Raw genomic sequence first — 24,280 nt, forward strand, 5'->3', positions numbered from 1 at the left:
CTAGTTTGAAGTAAGGCTTGAGCCGGATGAGTGCGAAAGTCTCATGTCCGGTTCTTAGGGGAGGGGATGGAGGTGACTCCTGAACCTTACCCAACCGATGCAGAAAGTTAATTAACCAAATTCTCCACTCCCCATTCGTATCGAAACATTAAGGAATATTGCATTTCAACAGAAACCTGAAGGTAAAGCGTCAAATCAGCCGAAAGACCGTGATAGTATGCTCTGGGTAAATGTGAAGATTGGGAGAAAGACCTTTGACACTACGGGTTGCTGTTATTGGGTCAGGCCCTGCTGGTTCATCTGCCGCAGAAACACTGGCAGCCTCTGGGATTGAAACCTACTTGTTTGAGCGAAAGCTAGACAATGCAAAGCCTTGTGGGGGTGCAATTCCTCTATGTATGGTGAGTGAATTTGACCTACCGCCAGAGATTATCGATCGCCGGGTACGGAAGATGAAAATGATTTCACCTTCCAATCGTGAGGTTGATATCAATCTGGTAAATGAAGAAGAATATATAGGAATGTGCCGCAGGGAAGTGTTAGATGGCTTTTTGCGCGATCGCGCGGCAAAAGTAGGCGCAAATTTAATTAATGCCACTGTTCATAAACTCGATATACCAGGAAACAATACTGACCCTTATACCATTCATTACATTGACCATACAGATGGGATATCACAGGGTATTGCTAAAACCCTGAAGGTGGATCTAATTATTGGGGCGGATGGGGCTAATTCTCGCGTTGCTAAGGAAATGGACGCTGGGGATTACAATTATGCGATCGCCTTCCAAGAGCGAATTCGCTTACCCGAAGACAAAATGGCCTACTATAACGACCTCGCCGAAATGTACGTCGGTGATGACGTTTCTACCGATTTCTACGCTTGGGTTTTCCCCAAACATGACCACGTAGCTGTCGGTACTGGTACGATGCACATCAATAAAGCCAGCATCAAACAGTTACAAGCTGGTATCCGCGCTCGTGCATCCGAGAAGCTAGCAGGCGGTAAAATCATCAAAGTCGAAGCCCACCCGATTCCTGAACATCCCCGTCCCCGTCGTGTTGTCGGTCGCATCGCTTTGGTGGGAGATGCTGCTGGTTACGTTACCAAGTCCTCTGGTGAAGGTATTTATTTTGCCGCTAAATCTGGGCGGATGTGTGCTGAAACTATTGTAGAAACATCTAATAGTGGTAGCCGTATTCCTACAGAAGATGACCTCAAGGTTTACCTGAAGCGTTGGGATAAAAGATACGGACTCACTTACAAAGTGCTGGACATTTTGCAAAGCGTGTTCTATCGTTCCAATGCCACCCGTGAGGCATTTGTGGAAATGTGCGATGACCTTGATGTACAACGGCTAACATTCGATAGCTATCTGTATAAGACGGTTGTCCCAGCTAATCCCATCACCCAATTGAAAATTACTGCCAAAACCATTGGTAGCCTAATTCGGGGTAATGCCCTTGCACCTTAATTGAGTGCAAAGGACTGGGACTTGCAACAAATACATTACTCAATTTTGTGGGGTGGACATCCTGCACGCTCATGAATCAGGGCGGGCAAGATGCCCACCCCACAATATATAGAAATTATCTTATCAGTCATCAAAAATTTTCAGATAGAAACTAAATGTTCTTATGTGCGGGCGTAATGCGCGTTTCAGCTATCCCTTGTCGAGAACAGCCGCCGTCGATGCGAGAACGGACTGCAAAACGCCCGGAAAGCGCTCCTCCAAATCCTCTCTACGTAGGCGGTTGAGGAGGGCCGTGCCTTCCTTGCGCTTCGTGATGACCCCTGAAGTTCGTCAAAAGTATCTATTTATACTCACAATCCCTGCTTGCTATACCAATTAAGATAGCGTTGTAGGCGATCGCGCTGGTAAGTTGGCTTGCTAATATCGTGGGATTGCTCAGGATAAATAATCAATTGAGTATCAACCCCTAAACTTTTGAGTGCTTCATACATCTGCTCAGAGTTGTGCAACGGAACCTCAGCATCGCGATCGCCACCCAGAAATAGTGTTGGTGTCACAATTCGGTCGGCGTGCAGGAACGGAAAAGAAACTCGTAGCCAAGTCTTGAGGTTTTTCCACGGCACGCCCAGTTCCTGTTCGTAGTCATAAACATACTCGTCAGTACCGTATCCTGCCAAAATATTGGAAATGCTAGCTCCACTTACCGCAGCTTTGAAACGGGTATCTTGGGCAATCGTATAGTTTGTTAACATACCACCGTAGCTCCATCCACCTATTCCCAACCGAGATGGATCGGCTATTCCTTGTGCTTCAACGTAGTCAACAGCAGCAAGGACATCTTGAACATCTTTATTTCCCCAGTCAGCGTAAATAGCCTTCGAGAACGCTTCACCCCGTCCCGAACTACCCCGTGGATTAACTGCAACGACAACATAGCCGTGAGCTGCAAACAGCTGCCAGTCAAACATAAACTGGTTTGTGTACTGCCCGACTGGGCCACCATGAAGCTGAAGGAGTGTTGGGTATTTCTTTCCTGGTTGAAAATTCGGTGGTTTGACTAAAAAACCGTGGATTTGGGTGCCATCTTTACTCTTGAAACTAATTTCTTCTGTCGTTCCTAATAGAAGTTGGACAAGCAATTCCTGGTTCTGGTGCGATATTGAACGCAGTTGAGTGCCTTTGAGGGCAAAAACCTCACTTGGCTGCTGCGGCATTGAGGATAACAAGGCAATCTTGTCGTCACCCGCTAAGTCAAAGGCGCTGATATTTCTGCGTCCAGCTAGCAATCGCTCTATTTTACCGCCTGTTACTGGTACTTTTGCTAGGTGAACATTGCCATCGTCTTCCAGCAAAAACAGAATTGATTTGCCATCAGATGTAAAGCGTGGCTTAACAACATTGCGATCAAGTTTTGCTGTTAACAGGCGTGGAGTACCTCCTTCGGATGGAATAACGGCAAGATGGTAAACAGCGTACTCAATTAGCTTTTGAGGGCCTCCTTGCAGATAGGCTATTAACTTCCCATCTGGACTCCAAACAGGTCGGCTACCCCAGGAGGGATCGCAATCGGGGACTTCATTGGTAGTTATTTGATGTACTTTTGCTCCTGATTGGGCGTTGATTGTGTAGACATCCCAATTGTTATGCCGATCAAAATCAGCACCGCGCTTGCTGACAAAAGCAATCTTCTTTCCATCTGGAGACCAGCTGGGCAAATACTCATTAAACTCACCTGGTGTCAGAATATCTGCTTTGTGAGTTGCTAAGTCAAACAGGTAGAGATGTTGGCGACTTTTTCCAAGATATCCAACGCCGTCCTCCTGAAATTGAAAGCGATCGATGACAATTGGCTGTGGGATCTTTTGTTCGTTGTGAGTTTCTGGGGGTGGATCGTCGGCGATTACAGCCAGTTGTTTGCCATCGGGCGACCAAACGAAATCAGAAACGCCTCCTGGAAAATCTGAAATCTTTTCTGCTTCTCCACCTGCAAGGTTCAGCAGCCAAATTTGATTGCCTTCACTCTCGGGCTGACGACTGGAGAGAAAAGTCAAGTACTTTCCATCAGGACTGAAATGAGGGGAACTTTCACTATCTTTGCTGTTAGTTAATTTTATGGTGCGGGAGCCATCCCACGAAGTCAGATAAATATGGTTGTTGACAGAATCATTCTTAATATCGGTACTCTTGACTGTATAGGCTATCCAGGCTCCATCGCCAGAAATTTGCGGTTCGCTGACTTGGTGGATAGCAGACATATCGTCTAGGGTAATCAGCCGTTTGGACGTTGCCTGAACCTTCAGACTCGTACCAATCAAAGCAGCGATCGCACTACAAGCGAATACCAGTTGCCTAAACCTTTTCATTTTTCTTGTAAAAATTAGCACAGACGCTAATCTTACATCTGTTGGTCACTTTGGTGGTTGTTACTTGCAACTTTATTTTACAAACAGCCTGCTCTAACTTGTCACGCTTCAGGAGAGGCATAGATTTAGGTATGCTGTATTCTTAACTTCAGTGATAAATTGCTTGTTGAACGTATCGCGGCAGTGCCTACCCTCAATGTACTCATAGGGTAGGGATCGGAGCGGGTTATTGGAACGAAGTGGAAATAACCAATCCATAAATATTTAAGTTGGCGCGTCTTGCTCTTTGATATATTTCCTAAGTTTATCAATCGGTGCGCCACCACTTGAAGCAACATAATACGAGCTAGACCAAAACAGGGGTTTCCAGTAAAACTTATCAATATGCTCCTTAAATTCTTTGCGAATAACCCTACTGCTAGCAGATTTTAGACTAGAAGTAAAATCAGAAATATTGTTATCTGGATGGTAATCTACCAACAAATGAACATGGTCTTGTTCACCTGAGAACTCTATCAAAATACAATTAGTTTTAATGCAAATATTTGCAAAAATCTCATGCATCCTCTCAAGAATTGGTGCGGTAATTACTTTTTTGCGATACTTGGTAATGAAAACGAAGTGCAAGTGAATCGAAAAAACAGCGTGTGACCCTTTACGAGGAAGCATTTGACAAACAACTGTGTCTGATGTATTTTGACTAATATACCAGATTTTTGGAGGAACCGAGAACATACTGTGGCGACAAGACGAATGACTTTTAGGCTATACCCAAACGAGAAAACCTTGGGAATTTTGCGGTATCACCGAAAGCTCCATAAGGACTTGTATAACGCCGCAGTAAATAACAGGTTCAATCAGTACCAAATATATAACCATAAGGTTGATTACTTTGAGCAACAGAATTGCTTACCTGCGTTTAAAAAGGTTTGGATAGAATACAAAGAGCTTCCTAGCCATGCGCTGCAAGCCACTCTTAAGCGTGTTGACTTTGCTTTTGAGCGTTGGTTGAAAGGGTTGGGTAAACGTCCTAGATTCAAATCAATCAGACATTATTCAGGTTGGACGTATCCAGACTGTGCAGGTTTTAAGGTAGAATCTGACGGCGAAAACGGATATCTCAATCTCTCTAAAATTGGGCGTATTCAGATGCGTGGACAGGGTAAGTACTGGGGTAAACCAACTACTTGCACCATTGTTTATCGCAATGGGAAATGGTATGCCTCAATTACTGTCAACCTATTAGACCAAGTTCTCAAGCCAGAGATTCTGCCAGTAGGCGCTGTTGGTATCGACTTAGGATGCAATGCAGCGTTATCAATCACTGACGGCGAGAATCATCAACAAATGGATGCTCCTAAGTTTTTGAGGAATGCAGAGCATCTAATCAAAAAAGCGTCTAAGGACAAACGACGCAAACGTGCGCCAAATAGAAAGAAAAAAATTATTGCTTCTAGACGGTTCAAAAAAGCTCAATTAAAAGTTAGTAAGCTCACCCGCCGGGTTGCAAATCAACGTCAGAATTGGGTACACCAAGTTGCAGCAGAAATAATCAGCAGTAATAGCTTCGTTGCAACTGAAAAGCTAGAAGTAAAAAACATGACCCGTAAAGCCCAAAAAGGCAAGCATAAAAAACAGAAGGCTGGACTAAACAAGTCTATCCTTGACGTTGGCTTTGGAATGCTTCGCAGCACTATTAAATATAAAATAGAACAGATTGGTGGTCTATTCGTAGAGGTTCCAACACGGAGGGTAAAACCTTCTCAAACTTGTCCTAAATGTGGACACCAACACAAGAAAACACTCGATGTCCGAGTACATGAGTGTGGTGTTTGTAGTTATCGCCAGGATAGAGATATCGCTGCTGCCGAAGTAATGCTTTATTGGGCTAAAGGTAACGCCACTTGCTACAACTCTTGGAACCCCTGCAACGCAGTGGCTCCTCTACCGGGGTTAGGAACTAGCCTCGTAGACGCTGATCTTGCTAGCTCTACCTCACGCACCCGCAAACAAGCAGGAAGTATGAGGCAACTGGGGGAAAAGAAGCGTCAAAAATCCGTGGAAGTCTCCGCTAAAAACGGACTGGGGTATGTAGAAACCCACAGTTCAGGCGCAGCCAACTGTGGGTAGTTCATTCCGATTCCTCTAATCTAGCAACCCCAGAACTTATCCTAGAAAACGATTTGCAACCAGATGACTTTGACGGAAGTGCAACTGAGAAGAACCTCAGTTCAGAAACACTAGCGACACAACAAGCCCTAGCAGCGATCGCATCTTTGCAATCTCCGCAACATACAACTGCTCTCAAACAAGCCCATTCTGACTTCAAGCAACCCACTAGCAACAAATTCACCGTTAAGCCGAGGGTATTATTGATCATCCTCGTAGCGATCGCCATCACTTTTATTGGAGTTATCCTCAATAACATGATCATCGGCATTATCGGAACGGTGATCACTTTGCTGTTATCCCTAGCGATATTATTGCCTTGGTTGCAAAAAGTTTTAAACGAGTGGTTTTCACCCCAAGAACGCACGCTGATTGTGGCCTTTTTGGGACTAATAGTAGCGATCATCGGCTTGATCAGATTCACAGGTGTAGGCGATCGCTTGGTTGTTTGGGGACACAAAATTAACTGGGAAATTGCTGGAACCCTTGCAGAATGGTTTGGCGCTTTGGGGCAAATTTTCATTGCGGTTATTGCTGTTTACGTGGCGTGGCGACAATATGTTATTTCCAAAGACTTGACAATTCAGCAAAACCTGCTAACAGTTCAGCAAAATATTATTACCCAGCAACAGACAATTGATTCCTATTTCCAAGGCGTTTCAGACTTAGTATTAGATGAAGAAGGATTATTAGAAGATTGGCCTCAAGAAAGAGCGATCGCTGAAGGACGCACGGCGGCAATTTTAAGTAGTGTTGATGGTAGTGGTAAAGCGAAAATTCTCCGCTTTCTCTCACGTTCCAAGTTGCTGTCGCCCCTAAAACGCGATCAACGATTAGGTCGCCCCATTCTCGACGGGAGTGGTGGATATGCAGAAGATCGCCTAGAAGGTGTGCGTGTGATTGATTTAGGCGTAATGCTAGCGGGAGCAGACCTTTCTGGTAGTGATTTGCGTTGGACTGACCTGAGCGAAGCTAATCTTGTCCGCGCTAATTTAGAGAGTTGTGACTTAGTAAAAGCCAACTTCTCGCGCACAATTTTATATAATACTAATCTCAGTGGTGCTGATATCAACGCGATTCGCCTATTTTACGGTGTAGTGGACAAAGCATCACCCCGCAGTCGCACTCAACCACCAGATTATGAAACGGGCGAACACACTGGCGCTGTGGTAGAAAATGCCGATTTTACGAATGTGCAACGGATGTCTGAGTCTGCACGTTGCTACTGTTGCACTTGGGGGGGTGAAAAAACTAGAGGTACTATTCCTGGTGGTTGTGAAGGTATTCCCAATAAGTTGGGAAAATAATTATACCAATTTTGGATTTGAGATTTTAGATTACCTTTAACTAACCCGCATTTCTTCTTCCGTCAACTCCACTGTACTTCTGTTTACTTCTTGGATAAATCAAAAATAAGAACCCCACTCCTAAGAATTTGCTTTTAGAAGTGGGGTGTTAAGGAATTTTGCAAGAACTCTATTAAAGGATAATATCGCTTGCCACTAATAGTGGTGATCCTGCAAGCTGAATCTCGAAATTAGCCGCTAGATTACTATCAGTGTTACCTTGGAGAATACCTCCTGAATAACGGATCTGACCTGCTGCGGTGAATGCGCGAGTTCCAATGTAAGTGAAAGCTTGGTCGCCTTTTATGGTGGTGTTAGCGTCTATGTTAGATATATCGATTCTGTCACCGGGTAAGTTACCGTTTCCAACAAAGTCTTTGATAATATCTCGTGACAAACCAGGTTGACTATCTGAAACTGAATAGAACAGGAAAACATCGTTGCCAGCACCCCCAATGAGCATATCAGTGCCAGGATCCCCAATGAGTTTATCATTGCCAGCACCCCCATCGAGAGTATCGTTGCCACCACCCCCATAGAGGGCATCGTCGCCGTCCGACCCAGCGAGGTAATCGTTACCAGGAACGCCGCCAAATAAATCATCGCCTATGAGGACATCATTGTTCAAACCGCCAACGATGAGATCGTTGCCAGCACCCCCAAAGACAATATAGGAAGTAAAAATATCTTGCCCACTGATAATGTCGTCACCGCCAAATCCGTTGATGGTAACTTGACTAAAGTTAATATAGCTGAAAGAGGAGTGATTGTAGTCAATCAAAGTGTCAGGGCCATTCGTACCGTTATAAGTAACCATTAATGTGTTTGTCCTTAACTTAGAGGGTAAAAAATTACCTCATCACTTTCCCATCAGAAAACGACGTTGCTGATTAAACGTATGAATTTGGTTCCTCCAAAGGCGCAAAGAAAACAGTTTTAAACATGGAGTTTCACACTTTCATTCAGCAACGCCAAGAAAATAATATGGAAAAATAACGAGTGGCAAGAGATAACACAACCACACCCCATTGGAGCAGGTCTTTGCTATTAACTCTGAATATTTGAGAAGCACTGGATTTATTGATAATGTTGACATCAAAATAATGCTAAAAGTTAGTTTACATTGTTTTTGCGCTTTTCCAACATAACCCCCACTAATGAATTATTAAGCAGTTCACATACTTCTCCCCAGAAAGCGCCACGTATTTCCAAATTTCTAACTCTAGTGACCGGCAACAAATATCTGTTCTGCGGTCAAATTCAGGTCTGGAAATGTTTGGGAAATCAGGCGTTCTGTTCCTCTAAACTGCTCTCCTTGATAAATTCCATCGACTAACTGATAAATCGTGATTACAGGTTCTTTGGATGAGCCAATATAGCGTTTGCCTCCCAACCCTAGATAATCTGCGATCCAATATTCCCCAATGCCTAATGCTTCGTAGTCTTCCACTTTCCGCGCATAGTCATTCTGCCAATTGGTACTAACGACCTCCACTACCAATTTAACAGACTTGCCTAGTGTAATCACTGGCTCAGTTTTCCATAATGGCTCATTCGCTAAATGCGTCTGATCAACAATCACAACATCGGGTCTGAAGGCTGAATTTTGACCTAATGGTTTTATCAGGCATTTCATGGGAATAAACCAAGGCAAGTTCAGCAGATCAATTGCTACATTGAGCTTACGATTAATTAACCCAGCTACCTGTTCATGAAGTCCAGTGGGTTCCAAGTCGATTACTTCTCCGTCGATTAACTCATAGCGGACATCATCCAGATAGCCAGCAATGAATGCCTCAGAGCTAAGATTACCTGTATTAATAGTGGCTGATACCATAGAGATTTCTCCTTCCAGGTTCAGAACTAGAGCAGGTATTGCTGCTCTTGATTATTCTAACTACCTTTGATTAAGCAAAAGCTAATTGACTAATACCCTTCAAAATCTGGAGTACATTATATAACTCATTGCCCCGATTACGGACATCAAAAATATCTGAAGTGGCATAGCGAGGAGGATAACCTTTGAGCAGTTTAATGAACATAAAACTTCCACCAGAAGTAATCATCCCAAATACTACATCTTGTGACTGGGGAGCAGCCAGTATATAGGCCAGAATTTGGTCAAGTCCTGCTTCTACCGAATAAGCAACCTGTTTAGACTCAATAACTGTTACCCAGAATTTTTGATTTAGAAGTAAGAAGTCAATTCGTCCTTTGATGATAGTTTGTTTGTCTTGTGTTTCAATCTCGATAGATTTCTCTAATTTGACGTGAAAAGGAGGTAAATAAAACTTGCCAATGAATAGCAATGGGGATAAAACAATCGTGTTGACTGTATTTTCTAATAAAGGCGGATAGTTCCGTAAATTTATGTAACCTGCCTTTATTTGATCCAATAACTGCTTTTCTAAGTTTGTCAGTTATGGTAGGTCATCTTGCCACTCTCGAAAGAATTCTTCCGAATCAACTAACTCTAATCCATAGAGCAATATTAGTTGCTCAAGTGTGACGTTTTCCGCAGCAAGAGTTTGAACCATTATGTTAATCAAGTAGTAGAAAAATCTACCAGTTTAGTAATTTTCGCCTTCAGGTAGAGTCAGGATTTCAACGCCATCTTCAGTTACAGCTAAGGTATGCTCACATTGAGCAGAAAGCAAACGATCGCGCGTTACAGCAGTCCATTTATCGCCCAGAACTTCGACTTCGTAAGTGCCTTCGTTAATCATTGGCTCAATAGTAAAAACCATCCCTGGTCTGAGGCGCTTGCCCTTACCGCGTGTGCCATAGTGGGGAACATCCGGCGCCGTGTGGAAAATGTTACTGATACCGTGTCCAACGAAATCTCGCACCACAGAAAAGCCTTGGGCTTCAGCATACTCTTGAATGGCTGCACCAATATCGCCAATGCGTCCCCCAGGTTTAACTTCAGCAATACCCAAACGGAGACACTCTTCTGTCACCTCTACCAGCTTTCTGGTTTTTGGGGAAGGGGTGCCAACAAAGAATGTCTTGGATGTATCCCCGTGATAACCCTCAACAATCGGCGTAACATCAATATTAATGATGTCACCTTCCTTAAGAATTTGCTTGGCGTTGGGAATGCCGTGACAGATTACCTCATTTACACTAGTGCAAATCGACTTCGGATAACCCTTATACCCAAGAGGTGCGCTTTTTGCTCCATGAGCTTGCGTCCAACGTTCGGCTTCATCATTGAGTTCGAGAGTGCTAACCCCTGGTTTCACGAAAGGTTCCAGATGTTGGAGAAGTTTAGCAGCTAAACGCCCAGCTTGACGCATTTTCTCTAATTCTCGCTGGGATAAAATAACAATTAGTTCGGTTTTCATTAATTTTTATCTAGATATTTTTCATAAACATAGTTATCCCTGTCTGTGCAGCTCTTTGTGCAGCATCAGCAACCTTTAGACTATACAAGCTCTCCTCTGGGGTAACGTACAAAGGAGTGCCATCAAAAAGATGGTCTAACACCATACTCGTGTCTTTGGCGAACAAACCCCGGCGAGGGCCAACCTCTATAGGTGTTGTTTCCCCTGGCTGGATGAAAATTCCTGTGTCACCATCAAAAATTAAACCACCTTTTTCACCGTGAACTTCAAACTTGCGTTCTGATTGCCAAATACTTTCGCCTTTGCCATAGACTACTTGGGCTAAAAGCCCACTTGTAAAGCAAATGTCACTAGTGCAGAAGCAGGTTTGGTAATATTCCGGTTCTATTTCCCAATATCGCTGGTGACAGTTAACTGTAAATACTTTACCAAACAAATCGGTGAGACGATGTAGGCGAGACAGGGCACCAATTAAGGGAAAACCGAACAACTCATGGTTATAAGTCCATTTGCGGGGTGCAGGATTCTGGGCATTGATGGTGCTGTAGCGAACATAAAACACTTCACCAATTTTGGCTAAGTTTTGCTTTAAGGCTTGATGCAAACCACCCAAAAGTTCTAGATGTTCAACGTGCAGAAGTTTTTGTTGGGCTTTGGCTAAGGCAATCAGTTCTTCAGCTTCGACTACATCCAATGAAAGAGGATACTCTACAATTACGTGTTTGCCGTTGGTAAGGGCTGCACGAGCGATCGCACCATGATCTCGATTAATAGTGCAGATCACCACCAAGTCTATATCTTCACGCTCTACTAGCTCTTGCCAAGAACTCAACGCTTCAATCTCGTACTCTTTGGCAAAGGTTTCTGTTTTTTCTGCGGTATGACCAACAACTGCGACTAAATGCGATCGCATTCGCTGCTCATGGAGAAATGCCTCAGCCCGAAACTTTGCCGCATACCCACTACCCACCAAACCTACACGCACTCTTGCTTTTTCCAAAGCTGCTTCTGGATTATACATGATCCTCACTAGTTCTGTTTTTGATTCTGCCAGTTCCCTAAAAGGCGCTAATTTACAGCGTCTAACCCCAAAAAATCAGGTGATTAAAAAATCTGATTCAACAATTATCATCGCGATCGCCTTTGGTCTTGCCGTAGGTTAGCACCGAACGCACTTAAATTTACGGAGTTATTGCGGTAATTTTTAGATTACCAACTCAAACCTTATTTATCACTGATGATATTGACAGAATCTCTACCTGATCGAATGAAACAGCCCTGCTTCTGAAGAGAAGTTGGGGATCTCTTCTGCGTAAGTCGTACAAAATATAGGTTCCATATAATCCTATTCCTGTTTTTTCATCCCTAAGATAGTTTTTTCTAATCACAGTCTGACTAAGGCAGAAAATCATATAAATAAAACTTATCAGGTTTAAGCAACTAAATTTCTTTACTAATCGGGTTGAATTTCCAGTTACATCGTTTAATTTTTCTCGTAGTATCAGAATTGAAGCAAATTTTAACCAACGGCTAATCCCACAGAATAGCCGTCACCTTTGCCTAAAGATAACTTATACTGTCGTTTGAAAAAGAGAGGATTACTCAATGCCAACTTATAAAGTGACATTAATCAACGAGGCCGAAGGGCTGAACCAAACACTTGACGTTGAGGACGATACCTATATTCTAGACGCTGCCGAAGAAGCTGGTCTTGACCTGCCTTACTCTTGCCGCGCTGGTGCTTGCTCGACCTGTGCAGGTAAATTGGTAAAGGGTACCGTTGATCAGGGTGATCAGTCATTCTTAGATGACGATCAAATAGAAGCTGGATATGTACTAACCTGTGTTGCTTACCCAACCTCTGACGTGACAATCGAAACTCACAAAGAAGAAGAACTCTACTAAGATTTAGGCCCCTCAACAATAAACCTCTTGCAAGAGTTAATCATGTTGAAAAAATAGAAGCACTGCATCTAGGGTCAACACCCTCTGAATGCCATGTGTACCTCTTAAAGCAACTTTGACAAAAAGCCTAATTTCCTGTTGAGCGGGAACACAAATTTTACTGTGTTCCCGCTTGATTTTTTAAGTAAGCTTAACCCTCTTTAATCACTGTCGCTAGATAAAAATCTAAAACCCATATTTTTCAAGACTTTTATCAATCTAGGTGTAGGTTGGGTTGAGTAAGGAAACCCAACACCCAAAAACCTCGTCCTTGTTGGGTTTCACTTCCCTCCGGGACGCTGTTCGCGTTCGTTCAACCCAACCTACAATTATTTTTCTTTTCCCAGAGTGATAGAACAGGGTTAAAGTTTAGTCTCTTTGCTGAGAATTTGAATCTGAGTGCCTGGATAGTAAAATTGGAGAATTTTTGGACTTGACCAACCTAATTTAGCTAAATTTTGAGCGCCAGTTTGACTCAAGCCAACTCCATGTCCTAATCCACCACCAATAAAAGCGTATCCCCATAGTTCGGATTTGCCTTTGTTCAGGGGTTCTATGTAAAATAGTGTACTCTTAGGAGCAGCAAAAGCACTACGAACTTCGTCTTTGTGAAGAACAAAGGTGCTACGATCAGTTTTAACTGCAAGTTCAAGGATGCGTCCACTGTGGCTTCGCTTCACTACTGCCATAGCCTGAATTGTCTGAAATTTGGCATCGGGACTGTTTTTCACTTGCAAAAATTTCTGCAAGTCCTTGGTAATATCCTTTAAAGAGGTTTCCTTGTGCCAACGAAACATATCCCACTTACTTTCATTAAATCCTTGTTGCCGATTAATAAATTTTTGGAAATTCTTTTCATCTGCTAAACTCTGCTTAGACAAGTTCCAAAAATTAGTGGCAGCATCCAGTACAGGCCGCAAGTAGGGACGATCATCGCCATTCCAAACATCGCTGAAGAAGGCTGTAACGCCACCAGTGGTAGAAGAATATAGGGCATCTACTAGTTCATTTTTATATGTTAGTACTTGACCACTGGTTGAAGCGATCGCTCGGTCTGTTTTGGCAGCTGCTCCATTCAAGCCACCATAAACTTGGCAGTGAGTATCAGCACACAACTGATAGTTATCTGCGGCAAACCTGCGTAAATTTCTCAAGGCATAAGTCCGGGCGAGAATTGCTTGAGCTTCCAGGGAGGCTGTTGGTGCATCCGTGCCTATTTCGTAAGGCAAAACCCCACGCAAATAAGTTTCTAAAGGTACTTGATTAACTAGAGTGTATGTGCCATAGGCATTTGGCTGCAAATTCAGTCGCCCAGCATAAAGACGACCAAACTCTTGTTTTTCGGTTTTATTCACCCGAATCAAGTTTTTATCAGTGCTAATTTCCAAATCATTTGGGCTGTAGCGTTTACCATCCACCACCCAACTCACTCGCGGCACTTGTTTCCGAATTTTCGTATCAAGATATACTTTTTCTTTGGTAGAAGCTTGGATGTTGTGCAATAGCAAACGTCGCAGTAAAGGAGTGCTATAAACATCTCGTTTTGCCCAAACCTGCCAGCGTTCTGGCTGGGCTATTTCCACTTTCATTCCCTGAGAACGCCATTTATTAGCACTGTCTTCCGCAGTTTCAAAGGTGCGATATGTACCTAAAACTACTACTTCTTCGACTGCCGACTGGGGTAAAGCTTGCATAACTGTTTCCAGCTTTACAGGATTCTTGGTAAACAGGATTTGCTGCTTGTTGCCGACTTGAAATTTTAGCTCTAAGCGATCGCCTTTTGTGGGTTCCAGTTCCAGCTTGGCTGTGGGTTTATCGCCAAATCGCTGCACAATCCCAATTTTCAGTTCCCTATCCTGGATGTTGCTCTCAGGCCCTGATGCAGCAGTTAGTCCCAATAGACAAAATATTGTCAGCACAGTGTGGGAAAAACGCCAAAACGAAAATTTCATGGCTACCTGATAGCGTTCGCGGAGCGTTTCGTAGAAAAGCGATAGCGAGTCATCGAGCGTCTTCTGCCCGTTAATGCGGCGTTGGAGCTGATTTTCCAATTGCTTTGTAGCGCGGTTTTTTTGTCGCATGAGTGCTCCAATGATACCATTAACAGTTTTGCCCAAAGTAGTTGCAAAACGAAGTCATAATGACTATGATTTATATAGAGACACAAAACAGAACTAGTTGGATAAACTCCTTATGGTTAGAGTCCAAGAAATTCCATTAAATCAGATAAACCGGCCGTTGCCCCGTGTAAACGATCCAAATAAAGTGCAAGCTTTAATGGAATCGATTGCGGAGATTGGGCAGCAAGAACCTATTGATGTCCTAGAAGTAGATGGACAATATTATGGCTTTTCTGGTTGCCATCGGTATGAAGCTTGCCAACGTTTAGGCAAAGAAACCGTTTTAGCTAGAGTCCGTAAAGCACCCCGGAGCGTTTTGAAGATGCACTTGGCATAGAGAATGGGAGTGGGGACAAAGAGAATAACCTACCTATGCCCAATGCCCAATGCCCAATACCCAATACCCAATTACATATAACCTAATTAGGAGAAAATTATGTCATCGAAAGTAACAGTCAAAAATATAAATATCGGCATTGACGAGGCGAGTCGGGCTAAAATTGCCGAGGGTTTATCTCGCCTGTTGGCTGACACTTATACACTGTATCTGAAAACTCATAATTTCCATTGGAATGTGACCGGGCCAATGTTCCAAACGTTACATTTGATGTTTGAAACCCAGTATACAGAATTAGCCTTAGCAGTTGATTTAATAGCCGAGAGAATTAGAGCGCTTGGCTATCCCGCACCAGGAACCTACAGCGAATATGCCAAGCTGAGTTCGATTCCAGAAACTCCTGGAGTTCCTAAAGCTGTGGAAATGATCCACTTATTAGTGGAAGGACAAGAAGCCGTAGTCAGAACTGCACGGTCTATTTTCGCCGTGGTAGAGGAGGTTAACGACGAACCAACCGCCGATTTATTGACTCAACGGATGCAAGTACACGAAAAGACAGCTTGGATGTTGAGAAGTTTACTGGAAGAATAGAAATTGGGAATGGGGAATGGGGCATAGGGAATAGGGGATAGAGAAAAACTTAATCGCCAATTCCCAATAGCCAATGCCCAATACTTCTCTTCTTAGGCTGCACCAACGGCAACGCTACTTCTCTACGAGAGGCTGCGCCAACGACGCCGCTCAGTACAAGTCAGTACAAGTGCCCCATGCCCAATACTTCTCTTCTTAGGCTGCGCCAACGGCAACGCTCAGTACAAGTGCCCCTAATACCCAATGCTCAATACTCAATGCCCAACGCCCAATACCCAGCTTTTGCAAGATTTAATGCAAAAGCTGGGTATTTGTAGTTTTAAAGCGCTGAGTCGCGCTACTGGCGTCTCAGAGCGTCAACTTTTGCGGTTACGCCAAGGAAAGCTAGAGCAGATGCGCGTAGATGTGCTGCTGAAGTTGTCGCCAGTGCTACAGATGCCATTGAATGAATTAATCGCAACTTTTTCAACAGTAGAGTTGTTACAAGAGAAAGCAGCGCCTACTCAGGATTTATTAGAAGAAATTGCAGATTTAAGAAAAGAGTACCAGCGATCGCAGCTGCAAATAGAACAGCAGCGAGAGATATTACTACAAGAATTCCAGCAGTCGAGTTTGCAACTGCTGGAGTCTTTATTATTGCAATGGCCAACAGCAGCACAGAAAGCGCAAGAAAATCCCCAGCTAGCAGCAGTCAAAATAGTACCGTTGGTGCAGAAACCCCTAGAAAAACTTTTACAGGCGTGGGGAGTGGAAGCGATCGCACCCGTGGGAGCAGAATTACCTTATAATCCCCAACTCCACCAATTAATGGAGGGGACTGCACAACCTGGAGAAACAGTCAAGGTACGCTATACTGGCTACCTTCAACGTGAGAAGCTGCTTTACAGAGCCAAAGTGAGTCCTGTTTGAGGCAGACGCGATTAATCGCGTCTGCACAGGAGTTATAAATTCATAACTCTTTACTTTTTGTGTTGTTTGTTCAGAAATCACCGATATTGGGAATACTAAGACAGCAGAGGCGAAGATTCGAGCTTGCTTGGCGCTCTTGGAACCGAAATTTTTGGCTCTAGAGCGTTAGTCCAGAGGTGAATTCTTTCAATTATGTAAGTAATTGGACATAAATAAGCGTAGGTCCTAGTTACTATGATAAGTACTCAATAGTCAAGAAATGATTATATCTACTAATGATTCGGATGTTAACCCCTATACAAAAATTATATTTAAGTAAGTTAATGATTTTTTTATAATCACTAAAAAACCAGATGAAAACATGGATAATTAATCTTTATCTATCCGAATTAATTATCAATATTTAATCTTAGAATTTTTTATTTTACAAGTATTTTTAAATATTCTATTATGGGTATATAATAGCGAAATCAAAGCATCATTTACAAAAATCAGCGTGAGATAATTATGAAAGAAGAAGTAAAAGTTATTAAGCTCAGTGGTAATTTAAACGCCACAAGTGCACAAGAATTCCGACAAAATATCACTGATATTTTAGAAATTGGTGCAAAAATTGTGTTAGTTGATTTTAAAGACGTAACTTTTATGGATAGTTCAGGATTGGGAGCTTTAGTATTAGCTTTCAAAACCTTACGAGCCGTCGATACTAAGCTTGTTCTCTGCTCAATTAATGAGCAAGTCAGGATATTATTTGAACTAACTAATATGGATAAAGTATTTGAAATATTCCCCAGCCAAGACGCATTTAATCAGGTTTTAGTCTCAAATACTTAATTCATCAAAGTTAATTTGCAAAATAGATAAATCATCATCAAAAGCATCTTTGGAGTTCAGAGCGATTAAATAACTCAGTACGGGATCAAGTTGACAATCAACAGGATGTTGTAAGCTAACCAGTAACTGAATAAAAGCATCCAAACTCCAAAGTGTGCCATCTGATTTAGTGATTTCATAAGCGCCGTCACTAAAAATGTAAAGGGTGCTGAAGTTTTCAATATTGCAAAATCCATCAACATATTTTGCCTCTGGAAACATCCCAACTGGCATACCGGGGGTTTTCAATAGTTTAACTTCAGACTTCCTTGGAGATGTGCCAGTTACTAAAACTGCTGGAGGATGACCTGCACTAGCATAAATTAGCTGACGGTTGATTCGGTTGTAAACTCCGTACCAAATCGTAAAGTATTTATCATTTTGAGAATTCATCTGAAAGGTATCATTCAAAGCCTTCAATACATCACTAGGTTGATAGTAATCCAGACTTTTGAGCGCACGAGAACGGAGCAGATTCAGCACTGAAACAGAGGGAAGAGTAGCTTTGAGTCCATGTCCAGCAGTATCCATTAAGTAAATTGCCAGATAATCAGGATCGAGCCAGTAGTAATCGAAACAGTCACCGCCAAGTTGCCGCGAGGGAATGAATCGGAAATTTATATTGAAGGGTTCAGTCATGGAAACAGGCAGCAGCGATCGCACATATTCTGCGGCTTCTGACATTTCTGATTCTAAAAGCAACTTTTGAGCCTGTAAATCTCTACTCAACTGATGCAGGCGTAATCCCGCTCTTACCCGTGCTTGTAATTCATTCTGATCGATAGGTTTGGAGATAAAATCATCAGCACCAGCATCTAAACCTTTAACGCAATCGGCAACGGAATCTAAGGATGTTAATAAAATAAAGAATGTGGTAGAAAATTTGGGGTCTTTCTTAATGCGGTGGCAAACTTCCAGTCCAGTCAAGCCCGGCATGATCCAATCACAAATAATTAGTGCTGGACGATAAGCTAGTGCCTTTTCTATTCCTTCCTCACCGCTACTGGCAGTAACTACCTCATAACCCTGTTTTTCCAACATCCTTTTCAGGAGTATTTTTATTGAATAGTCGTCATCAATTACTAGTATTTGAAACATATAAAGTTGTAGGAAGCACTCATTAATAACTTGCTGTAAAAATAGAAAAAAATATGGTATCGGCTAATGAGTTAGTAGTATCAATACAGAGATACTACTAACTCATTGGTATTTTCCCAGTCGAACTCATGACTTTTTGACATCAGAAAATATTATGGTGGTGCAAGAGGATTCACCCATAAGAGGATGGTATTTTTTAGCTGGTTCAAATCGCGGTATGCTTCTTGCTTGAACCATTGCCCTAAAGCGTCAAAGGGACTGAAAGATGTTCCAGTTTGCCATTTAATATCTTGACCTAGAGGTGTTGTGTGAGTTCCTGGTAACGTTTGTGCTGTCACCATCTCATCAAAGCGTTCTTGTAATATTTTGGTTAAAGCAGCCGATTGATCAATGGTGTCATTGCTAAATTTTATTAATAAATTGCGCCGGATATTATAGCGCTCTTGGATAAGCTTGTTAGTTTCCAACGGTGAGGGGGTAAACTCGATTTTCAAAGTAGAATTAAACTGTTCTACTAGGGGGATAGCTTCTTTAGCAGCGTAGTTGTTGAAGGATATTAAAATATTGCCTGCACGTTCTACTTTAAAGAGGCTACCAATGAGCAAGTGAAGTTTACAGCCCATGCTGTGTCCAACGCCGTAGATGGGGAAATAAAGCTTGCGTAATGCCCCAGAGTCATGTAAGCGTTCGAGGGTGCGGTCAAAGTTTAGCAGCACAGATTTTGCGATCGCAGTATGATCCAATGTATTCACAAAAGGCGTAGCAATTACAACATAACCTTTACTTGCCAATTCTTCGAGTAACCAGCGATAAGTGATGTGCGGTGCAGTGGCGACAAATGCACCTCCTAAAAAATGGATGATACCTATGGGATTTCGGGGAATGATTACCCAGTTGCCTCTGACTTCTTTCCAGTCCATGCGGATAAGCGATCGCTTTACAAATATTCTTTATGTTAGACCGGGGATCGCAGCTGTGGGAAGGATTATTGAAAAAGCCATTGAGGATGTCTGGCAAATAGATTGGAAGCCAACCCACCCAGCAGCGTCTATGGACTACAAGTTAGGGATTATCCATCTTGTGGGGTGGGTAGGAAAGCCCGCCCTGAGTATTGGTTTTAACGCTGAGTCTGTAATCTTTTCATTTCGTGTTGCACATCTAATGCAATCTGCAATGCTTCATTGAGTAATCTTCCATGCTCAGTAGCCTGTTCAGTTACTTGCATGGCTGCTAAAGTTGCTAAATTGTTGACGAAGAGTTCTGTATTACTAAGGATAAAGTTCTTATGCTCTCTCAAAATCCTTTCTGTTTTCAAAGCGCGAACTAAATCAGCTTTGGTGAGTTTAAGCGCTTCGACAACACCCTCTCTTTCCTTTATAACTACTTCGGGATTACCAGCTTCTTCTATTTGATCATTGATATCTATTACTCTAATAACACTATTGTATCTATTCACCTCACTTAAAAGAATTTGCAGAGATTTTGTCATATTCCTTTTGACAATTTTATTTCTGCTTTTCCAGATTAAATATAAGATACTTTGTGTCAGACCACCAACCAAAAGACCTAAGACAATTAATAAAATCCAAGATGGAATTGTTATCCACGTCACGAAAAATTTAATAATTATATGAAATAAAATATAGACAAAAACAAATGTAGAAAATCCAATAAACACTACAGTTGCCCCTTCAGAGCTTTTAAGTTTTTGGATATATATCTTTGCTAATATTTTCAGAGGATTTGTAATGATTACAAGTTCCTCATTGACAGGTAAATTAGTCAGCTTTTGCAGTTCATCCTGACTAATTTCCAAACCCTGTAAATCATCCCGCACAGCTTTTTAATCCTTGCCAGAATAGTTATTTAATCTAATATAGCAATCAAATTTCTGGAATGCTGGCATTTTGTCCAAACTTTTTTAAGTAAATTAATTACTTCTAGCGAACTAAGGAATTTCTTGTACAATATGATACTTTTTAACCTGCTGCTTGCAGCCACTATAAATAATAATAGAACGCCGTCATGATCACGGTCTAAGAGGATGTTTTAAAAGTATTTGGCTGTGATTTTAGGCACTTAATGATCCCCCCTAGCCCCCTTAAAAAGGGGGGAAACAGAATCAAAGTCCCCCTTTTTAAGGGGGATTTAGGGGGATCTAGAACGTTTTGCTACCGACAAGAGGACTTTTAAAACATCCTCTAAGTCAAATTAATCATTAGGATACTTATTGAAGATTTCTTGAGCCTGTGGTTGGGTTATGAAGTCGAGGCAGTTATGTCTACTTTCAGCAAGTTGGCTTCGTCGTCTGTAAAATTAGTTACGCGATTACATTGAGCTAGATAAGTTGTAAGATTTTTTAAATAACCACAGAGAAGGCAGAGAGAAGATAAATAATTTCCCACAATTCTAAATTGTTTTTGATGTGAACTCTATCATCTCTCTTTTCTCTGTGTACTCTGCACCTCTGCGGTTGATTATAAATAGTAGCCAGATAAGTTACCTATGAATCTGAGTAAATAGGGAATAACCACTGGCAGCAAAAATAAAAAGGATGGCAGCAGGAAAAATTACTACATCCCTGACAATAAATAAAATCCAATCTTTTCTTAGTTCTTGTTTAAACTTGAGTTCTCGTAGCTTTCGCTCAAGTTCTGCGTCTTCTTGTGACTGCACATTTACAGTTGATAGAATTAGTGGATTGTCGCCTTTAGTGGCAATTATTTTTGATAAATCTGTTATGTCTGTCATACTATTTAGATACCAACAATTTCAGTTTCAAGATTTTGGTTATCATCTGTAATCCAGATATGCTTGCCTTTTTGCTTGGCATCTACTGCCACTTCTAAGAGTGCGATCGCTTTTATAAGCACCTCAGCATTATCTCCATTAATATGTTGCGTGAGATTATTCAGTGTCAGATAAAGTTCTGGCGATAAATCTAAATTTATTTGAAAACGTTGATTATTTACTTGTGTAGTCATTTCTCTTTTATCTAATATTTTTTAAGGTGAAATCCAGTTTTCCAACTGTAAATTAGCAATGCGGCTGTAGTGACGAGTATTGTTTGTAACTAAAGTGTAATTTTCTGCCACTGCAACACTAGCAATTAGTAAATCAAATTCAGCAATTGTTTGTCCTATTCTACGGAGTTCTGGCTTTAATTCACCATACTTTCTAAGAGCAGGATCAGTTAAAGGTAAAACAGGTAAGTTTTGAATAAATCTTTCTGCATTAGCTAAGTTTTCTGAAACTCGATTAGAATTGTATGCACCATAGTACAATTCAGCAGCAGTAATAACACAAATGCATACTTCATCCCAGCCGACTGCTAAGAGTTTCTCTCTGACTGGCTGGCAACCGTTAGGCCAATAGATACACGTATCAGTGTCGAGTAAATAGTTCACAAGCTATAATTGCGATCGCTTATAGTCCGACTTGAATATATTTCATCAATAATTTCTTCTGCGGTGCGTGTGTCTTCCCAGGTTTCAAAGGTTTCTAAAAAAGCTTCTGATGGATGCGGTTTTGGCTGTTGCTCAGAGGAGAGAATGATTTCATTCACTATTAATTGATTTGCTTCTGGAACTCCTAATTTTTTGGTTTGCTCTTTAGCTATAACCATAATTTGCATCAAGGTTATAGCCTGACACAAAACATCACTTTTACTTGTGCCTATTTTTTTTGCTAGTTCGTCTAATATCTGATTAAGTTCAGGTGACAAATCTAAGTTTAAGCGAACCATCTTTTGAGTGTTGGTCATTGTTCCATCCTTGTGTAATATCTTAAGTACATTATAGTTGGCTGAGGCTGTAAGATTGACAAGATGATTCAATAACTTGATAGGGTTATTTTGACTAGCAATCTCCTACAATATAGTGATGCTTGTCTCTGAGTTCATTTGTTTTCGAGGAATTCATCAACTGTAATTCCTGCCTGTCGAATCAAACTTCTGAGTAACCTAGGTGCTAATTCCCGATGATTAGGAATTGATAAAGTTGGTTTTGATTCACACCAAAGTATCATGTGGCTTCACGTTTGGTGATCTAATACATAACCAAATATTTCAAAAATATTGACAGCTTCCTTACCGGAGAGATTTGATAAATATCTCATTTATACTACAACTTCCCCGATAAACACTTGCGATTCCTTAACAATATAAGGATTGCCATGTTTAGCTTGAACGTGGAGATATCCTGTAATGGCATCTTTAATATTTTCAATTGCCTCATCTAATGTTTTACCTTGACTCACACAGCCTGGAAGTTCAGGAACCTCAGCAACATAACCTGCATATTCTAAATCAAAGGTAAAAATTACTTGAAATTTCATAATAAATTAATCTTGGATAGTTGAGGTCTAGAATAAATATAACGTTGGTTTATTGAAACAGGGGAAACTATTCCTAAGTTTGTTACTTCATACCCACTAAAACGGAGAGAACAATGATTCAAGAACTTGATAGAGTTATTCTGACTAGTGATATACCAGAATATAGTTTAGAAGAGGGTGATATAGGCACAGTTGTTTTAGTACATCAGGGTGGCAAAGGATATGAGGTTGAATTTGTCACATTGGATGGGGAAACTGTGGCAATTGTTTCACTCTACAGCATACAAGTACGTCCCATTGGTAGAAGAGAAATTGCGCGATCGCGGCTGATAAATTAATGTGAACAGTGCAATCGTATCAGGGGTTTCAGCTTTGAGTATTGCTCAAGAATACATTTTATAATTACTTAAAAATAGAAGATTTTAAAAAGGATTTAATGTATTAGATAAAACTTATTTATATGTGGTTGATAAATTTTCGTCAACAGAACAACAACCAATTAATCCAATTTCATCAAATTTTTCATAGAGACTTTTTTCCTGACTATGATTTTCTGATTCTGGTTGTGGATAACGCTTTTTGAGTAACTGAATAAAATCAAGTAGTAAGATTTGAGCTTCTTCTGCTAAAGTATCAATATCTCTAAATATTTCTTCAAGTTTTATAAGCATAATTAACTACTAAGATTGAGGAAAATTTTCAGCATTACCCTATTATAAACTACTTTTAAAATGGATTAAGGATTCTTATTTTGTTATCTATTAGCTGATTGTGTTGCATATCTTCTGAGTAAATTATGGAACATTTACCTAGTAAAGCTGTAGCTATAATTAGGCTATCCCAATAAGAGTAGTTATATTTTGTATTAATTTCTAGTGCTTGTATAACTTCTGTTGTGTTGATGGCTTGAACAGGAAAGGTATTGATTAAGTCTGATATAATTGTAATCGCATCTGTTTTTGATGTAAACTTTTTTCGACTTAAAACATGAAATAACTCACCCAAAACTTGAGTACTAATTAAGAGCAATGATGAATTATTTTTGATAAGTTCTGCAACTTTCTGGTATTTTTCAGGTGGGTTTTTAGCGTAAAGATAAATCCAGAGATTGGTATCGATAAAAATATTATTGCTCATATATTTCTTCTCGATTAAATTGGTAATCTGGAGGAAGTCGGAAAGAGTAGTTATTAACTTTTTCTAAAAATTGATCGATTTTGGATTCTCCATCATCAATTGTTTGAGTAGATTGAGTTGGTTCAAAAATCACAATTTGTATGGTTTTACCTTCTAATTCGGGACTAAGTTTTTCACTCAGAACCAGTTCGCCATTAGTGCAGGTTGCTTGAACAATTTTGAGCATAAAATTTACT

General features: G+C 41.1%; 31 protein-coding genes. 11 read left to right on the forward strand and 20 right to left on the reverse strand.

Annotated elements, in window-relative coordinates; all coding sequences use genetic code 11:
- Positions 1 to 254: 254 nt before the first annotated feature.
- Positions 255 to 1,475, forward strand: a complete 1,221-nt coding sequence (chlP, locus tag ACYTXL_RS23515) for a geranylgeranyl reductase (protein WP_334791561.1) — start codon at positions 255 to 257, stop codon at positions 1,473 to 1,475.
- A gap of 350 nt (positions 1,476 to 1,825) precedes the next feature.
- On the opposite strand, the gene ACYTXL_RS23520 is transcribed toward chlP, so the two are convergent.
- Positions 1,826 to 3,838: a prolyl oligopeptidase family serine peptidase gene (locus ACYTXL_RS23520; protein ID WP_461926836.1), complete on the reverse strand. Its 2,013-nt coding sequence runs from the start codon at positions 3,836 to 3,838 to the stop codon at positions 1,826 to 1,828.
- A gap of 264 nt (positions 3,839 to 4,102) precedes the next feature.
- On the reverse strand, positions 4,103 to 4,507 hold the full coding sequence (gene tnpA, locus ACYTXL_RS23525) for an IS200/IS605 family transposase (RefSeq protein ID WP_461926837.1): 405 nt from the start codon (positions 4,505 to 4,507) through the stop codon (positions 4,103 to 4,105).
- An 84-nt stretch (positions 4,508 to 4,591) separates the two neighbouring features.
- Here tnpA and ACYTXL_RS23530 point away from each other — a divergent pair, with 84 nt between their 5' ends.
- Both ACYTXL_RS23530 and ACYTXL_RS23535 read left to right on the forward strand, forming a co-directional pair.
- Entirely contained in the window at positions 4,592 to 5,968 is a 1,377-nt protein-coding gene (locus ACYTXL_RS23530; RefSeq protein WP_461926838.1) for an RNA-guided endonuclease InsQ/TnpB family protein, read from the forward strand.
- A gap of 53 nt (positions 5,969 to 6,021) precedes the next feature.
- On the forward strand, positions 6,022 to 7,314 hold the full coding sequence (locus tag ACYTXL_RS23535) for a pentapeptide repeat-containing protein (protein ID WP_461926839.1): 1,293 nt from the start codon (positions 6,022 to 6,024) through the stop codon (positions 7,312 to 7,314).
- Between the two features lie 172 nt (positions 7,315 to 7,486).
- Here the strand turns inward: ACYTXL_RS23535 and ACYTXL_RS23540 are convergent, their stop codons facing one another.
- From ACYTXL_RS23540 to ACYTXL_RS23560, 5 genes are all read right to left on the reverse strand, one after another.
- On the reverse strand, positions 7,487 to 8,170 hold the full coding sequence (locus tag ACYTXL_RS23540; RefSeq protein ID WP_461926840.1) for a calcium-binding protein: 684 nt from the start codon (positions 8,168 to 8,170) through the stop codon (positions 7,487 to 7,489).
- A gap of 405 nt (positions 8,171 to 8,575) precedes the next feature.
- Entirely contained in the window at positions 8,576 to 9,190 is a 615-nt protein-coding gene (locus ACYTXL_RS23545; RefSeq protein WP_461926841.1) for a Uma2 family endonuclease, read from the reverse strand.
- Between the two features lie 70 nt (positions 9,191 to 9,260).
- Entirely contained in the window at positions 9,261 to 9,749 is a 489-nt protein-coding gene (locus tag ACYTXL_RS23550) for a restriction endonuclease subunit R (protein ID WP_461926842.1), read from the reverse strand.
- A gap of 174 nt (positions 9,750 to 9,923) precedes the next feature.
- Positions 9,924 to 10,700, reverse strand: coding sequence for a type I methionyl aminopeptidase (gene map / locus ACYTXL_RS23555; protein ID WP_461926843.1), 777 nt, complete (start codon positions 10,698 to 10,700; stop codon positions 9,924 to 9,926).
- Between the two features lie 10 nt (positions 10,701 to 10,710).
- Positions 10,711 to 11,721, reverse strand: a complete 1,011-nt coding sequence (locus ACYTXL_RS23560; protein WP_461926844.1) for a Gfo/Idh/MocA family protein — start codon at positions 11,719 to 11,721, stop codon at positions 10,711 to 10,713.
- On the opposite strand from ACYTXL_RS23560, the gene ACYTXL_RS23565 reads away from it, so the two are divergent.
- Together ACYTXL_RS23565 and ACYTXL_RS23570 are read left to right on the forward strand one after the other, a co-directional pair.
- On the forward strand, positions 11,720 to 11,863 hold the full coding sequence (locus ACYTXL_RS23565) for a hypothetical protein (protein ID WP_461926845.1): 144 nt from the start codon (positions 11,720 to 11,722) through the stop codon (positions 11,861 to 11,863). The two genes, ACYTXL_RS23560 and ACYTXL_RS23565, sit on opposite strands and share 2 nt — an antisense overlap.
- A 442-nt stretch (positions 11,864 to 12,305) precedes the next feature.
- Entirely contained in the window at positions 12,306 to 12,605 is a 300-nt protein-coding gene (locus ACYTXL_RS23570; protein ID WP_334787692.1) for a ferredoxin, read from the forward strand.
- Positions 12,606 to 13,006: 401 nt separating this feature from the next.
- Here the strand turns inward: ACYTXL_RS23570 and ACYTXL_RS23575 are convergent, their stop codons facing one another.
- Positions 13,007 to 14,725 carry a SpoIID/LytB domain-containing protein gene (locus tag ACYTXL_RS23575; RefSeq protein ID WP_461926846.1) on the reverse strand — a complete coding sequence of 573 codons (1,719 nt, stop codon included), beginning with the start codon at positions 14,723 to 14,725 and terminating at the stop codon, positions 13,007 to 13,009.
- Positions 14,726 to 14,837: 112 nt separating this feature from the next.
- Here ACYTXL_RS23575 and ACYTXL_RS23580 point away from each other — a divergent pair, with 112 nt between their 5' ends.
- The 5 genes from ACYTXL_RS23580 to ACYTXL_RS23600 all read left to right on the forward strand — a co-directional run bounded on the left by ACYTXL_RS23580 (position 14,838) and on the right by ACYTXL_RS23600 (position 17,435).
- Positions 14,838 to 15,101 carry a sulfiredoxin gene (locus tag ACYTXL_RS23580; protein WP_292793909.1) on the forward strand — a complete coding sequence of 88 codons (264 nt, stop codon included), beginning with the start codon at positions 14,838 to 14,840 and terminating at the stop codon, positions 15,099 to 15,101.
- Positions 15,102 to 15,200: 99 nt separating this feature from the next.
- Positions 15,201 to 15,692 (forward strand): Dps family protein, encoded by a 492-nt coding sequence (locus ACYTXL_RS23585; protein WP_461926847.1) that lies wholly within the window; start codon positions 15,201 to 15,203, stop codon positions 15,690 to 15,692.
- 73 nt (positions 15,693 to 15,765) lie between these two features.
- A complete protein-coding gene (locus ACYTXL_RS23590) occupies positions 15,766 to 15,891 on the forward strand; it encodes a hypothetical protein (protein ID WP_461926848.1) in 126 nt (41 codons plus the stop codon).
- A gap of 44 nt (positions 15,892 to 15,935) precedes the next feature.
- The gene (grpE, locus tag ACYTXL_RS23595) at positions 15,936 to 16,601 is read left to right on the forward strand and encodes a nucleotide exchange factor GrpE (protein ID WP_461926849.1); all 666 of its coding nucleotides are present in this window, start codon (positions 15,936 to 15,938) and stop codon (positions 16,599 to 16,601) included.
- Between the two features lie 507 nt (positions 16,602 to 17,108).
- On the forward strand, positions 17,109 to 17,435 hold the full coding sequence (locus ACYTXL_RS23600; protein ID WP_461926850.1) for an STAS domain-containing protein: 327 nt from the start codon (positions 17,109 to 17,111) through the stop codon (positions 17,433 to 17,435).
- On the opposite strand, the gene ACYTXL_RS23605 is transcribed toward ACYTXL_RS23600, so the two are convergent.
- The 9 genes from ACYTXL_RS23605 to ACYTXL_RS23645 form a co-directional block, all read right to left on the reverse strand.
- The gene (locus ACYTXL_RS23605) at positions 17,424 to 18,572 is read right to left on the reverse strand and encodes a PP2C family protein-serine/threonine phosphatase (protein ID WP_461926851.1); all 1,149 of its coding nucleotides are present in this window, start codon (positions 18,570 to 18,572) and stop codon (positions 17,424 to 17,426) included. The two genes, ACYTXL_RS23600 and ACYTXL_RS23605, sit on opposite strands and share 12 nt — an antisense overlap.
- A 152-nt stretch (positions 18,573 to 18,724) precedes the next feature.
- Positions 18,725 to 19,492 (reverse strand): DUF1350 family protein, encoded by a 768-nt coding sequence (locus tag ACYTXL_RS23610; RefSeq protein ID WP_292793901.1) that lies wholly within the window; start codon positions 19,490 to 19,492, stop codon positions 18,725 to 18,727.
- Between the two features lie 197 nt (positions 19,493 to 19,689).
- Positions 19,690 to 20,409, reverse strand: coding sequence for a hypothetical protein (locus tag ACYTXL_RS23615; RefSeq protein ID WP_461926852.1), 720 nt, complete (start codon positions 20,407 to 20,409; stop codon positions 19,690 to 19,692).
- A gap of 662 nt (positions 20,410 to 21,071) precedes the next feature.
- Positions 21,072 to 21,323 carry a hypothetical protein gene (locus ACYTXL_RS23620; protein WP_461926853.1) on the reverse strand — a complete coding sequence of 84 codons (252 nt, stop codon included), beginning with the start codon at positions 21,321 to 21,323 and terminating at the stop codon, positions 21,072 to 21,074.
- A 5-nt stretch (positions 21,324 to 21,328) separates the two neighbouring features.
- Entirely contained in the window at positions 21,329 to 21,556 is a 228-nt protein-coding gene (locus tag ACYTXL_RS23625) for a DNA-binding protein (protein WP_461926854.1), read from the reverse strand.
- A gap of 21 nt (positions 21,557 to 21,577) precedes the next feature.
- Complete coding sequence (locus ACYTXL_RS23630; RefSeq protein WP_461926855.1) at positions 21,578 to 21,979, reverse strand: PIN domain-containing protein; 402 nt, start codon at positions 21,977 to 21,979, stop codon at positions 21,578 to 21,580.
- A complete protein-coding gene (locus ACYTXL_RS23635) occupies positions 21,976 to 22,335 on the reverse strand; it encodes a hypothetical protein (RefSeq protein ID WP_461926856.1) in 360 nt (119 codons plus the stop codon). The genes ACYTXL_RS23630 and ACYTXL_RS23635 overlap by 4 nt, the downstream gene beginning before the upstream one ends.
- 134 nt (positions 22,336 to 22,469) lie before the next feature.
- Positions 22,470 to 22,598, reverse strand: coding sequence for a type II toxin-antitoxin system HicA family toxin (locus ACYTXL_RS23640; RefSeq protein ID WP_461926857.1), 129 nt, complete (start codon positions 22,596 to 22,598; stop codon positions 22,470 to 22,472).
- A 90-nt stretch (positions 22,599 to 22,688) separates the two neighbouring features.
- A complete protein-coding gene (locus ACYTXL_RS23645) occupies positions 22,689 to 22,907 on the reverse strand; it encodes a type II toxin-antitoxin system HicB family antitoxin (protein ID WP_461926858.1) in 219 nt (72 codons plus the stop codon).
- A 113-nt stretch (positions 22,908 to 23,020) separates the two neighbouring features.
- Between ACYTXL_RS23645 and ACYTXL_RS23650 the strand changes: the two genes are divergently transcribed.
- The gene (locus ACYTXL_RS23650) at positions 23,021 to 23,245 is read left to right on the forward strand and encodes a DUF4926 domain-containing protein (protein ID WP_461926859.1); all 225 of its coding nucleotides are present in this window, start codon (positions 23,021 to 23,023) and stop codon (positions 23,243 to 23,245) included.
- A gap of 114 nt (positions 23,246 to 23,359) precedes the next feature.
- On the opposite strand, the gene ACYTXL_RS23655 is transcribed toward ACYTXL_RS23650, so the two are convergent.
- The 3 genes from ACYTXL_RS23655 to ACYTXL_RS23665 all read right to left on the reverse strand — a co-directional run.
- On the reverse strand, positions 23,360 to 23,578 hold the full coding sequence (locus ACYTXL_RS23655) for a DUF2281 domain-containing protein (RefSeq protein ID WP_461926860.1): 219 nt from the start codon (positions 23,576 to 23,578) through the stop codon (positions 23,360 to 23,362).
- Positions 23,579 to 23,633: 55 nt separating this feature from the next.
- A complete protein-coding gene (locus ACYTXL_RS23660; protein ID WP_461926861.1) occupies positions 23,634 to 24,044 on the reverse strand; it encodes a PIN domain-containing protein in 411 nt (136 codons plus the stop codon).
- Positions 24,034 to 24,280, reverse strand: a 247-nt coding sequence (locus ACYTXL_RS23665) for a hypothetical protein (protein WP_461926862.1), incomplete at its 5' end; no start/stop codon positions are given. The genes ACYTXL_RS23660 and ACYTXL_RS23665, both read right to left, overlap by 11 nt.

It is taken from the genome of Nostoc sp. (assembly GCF_054880495.1).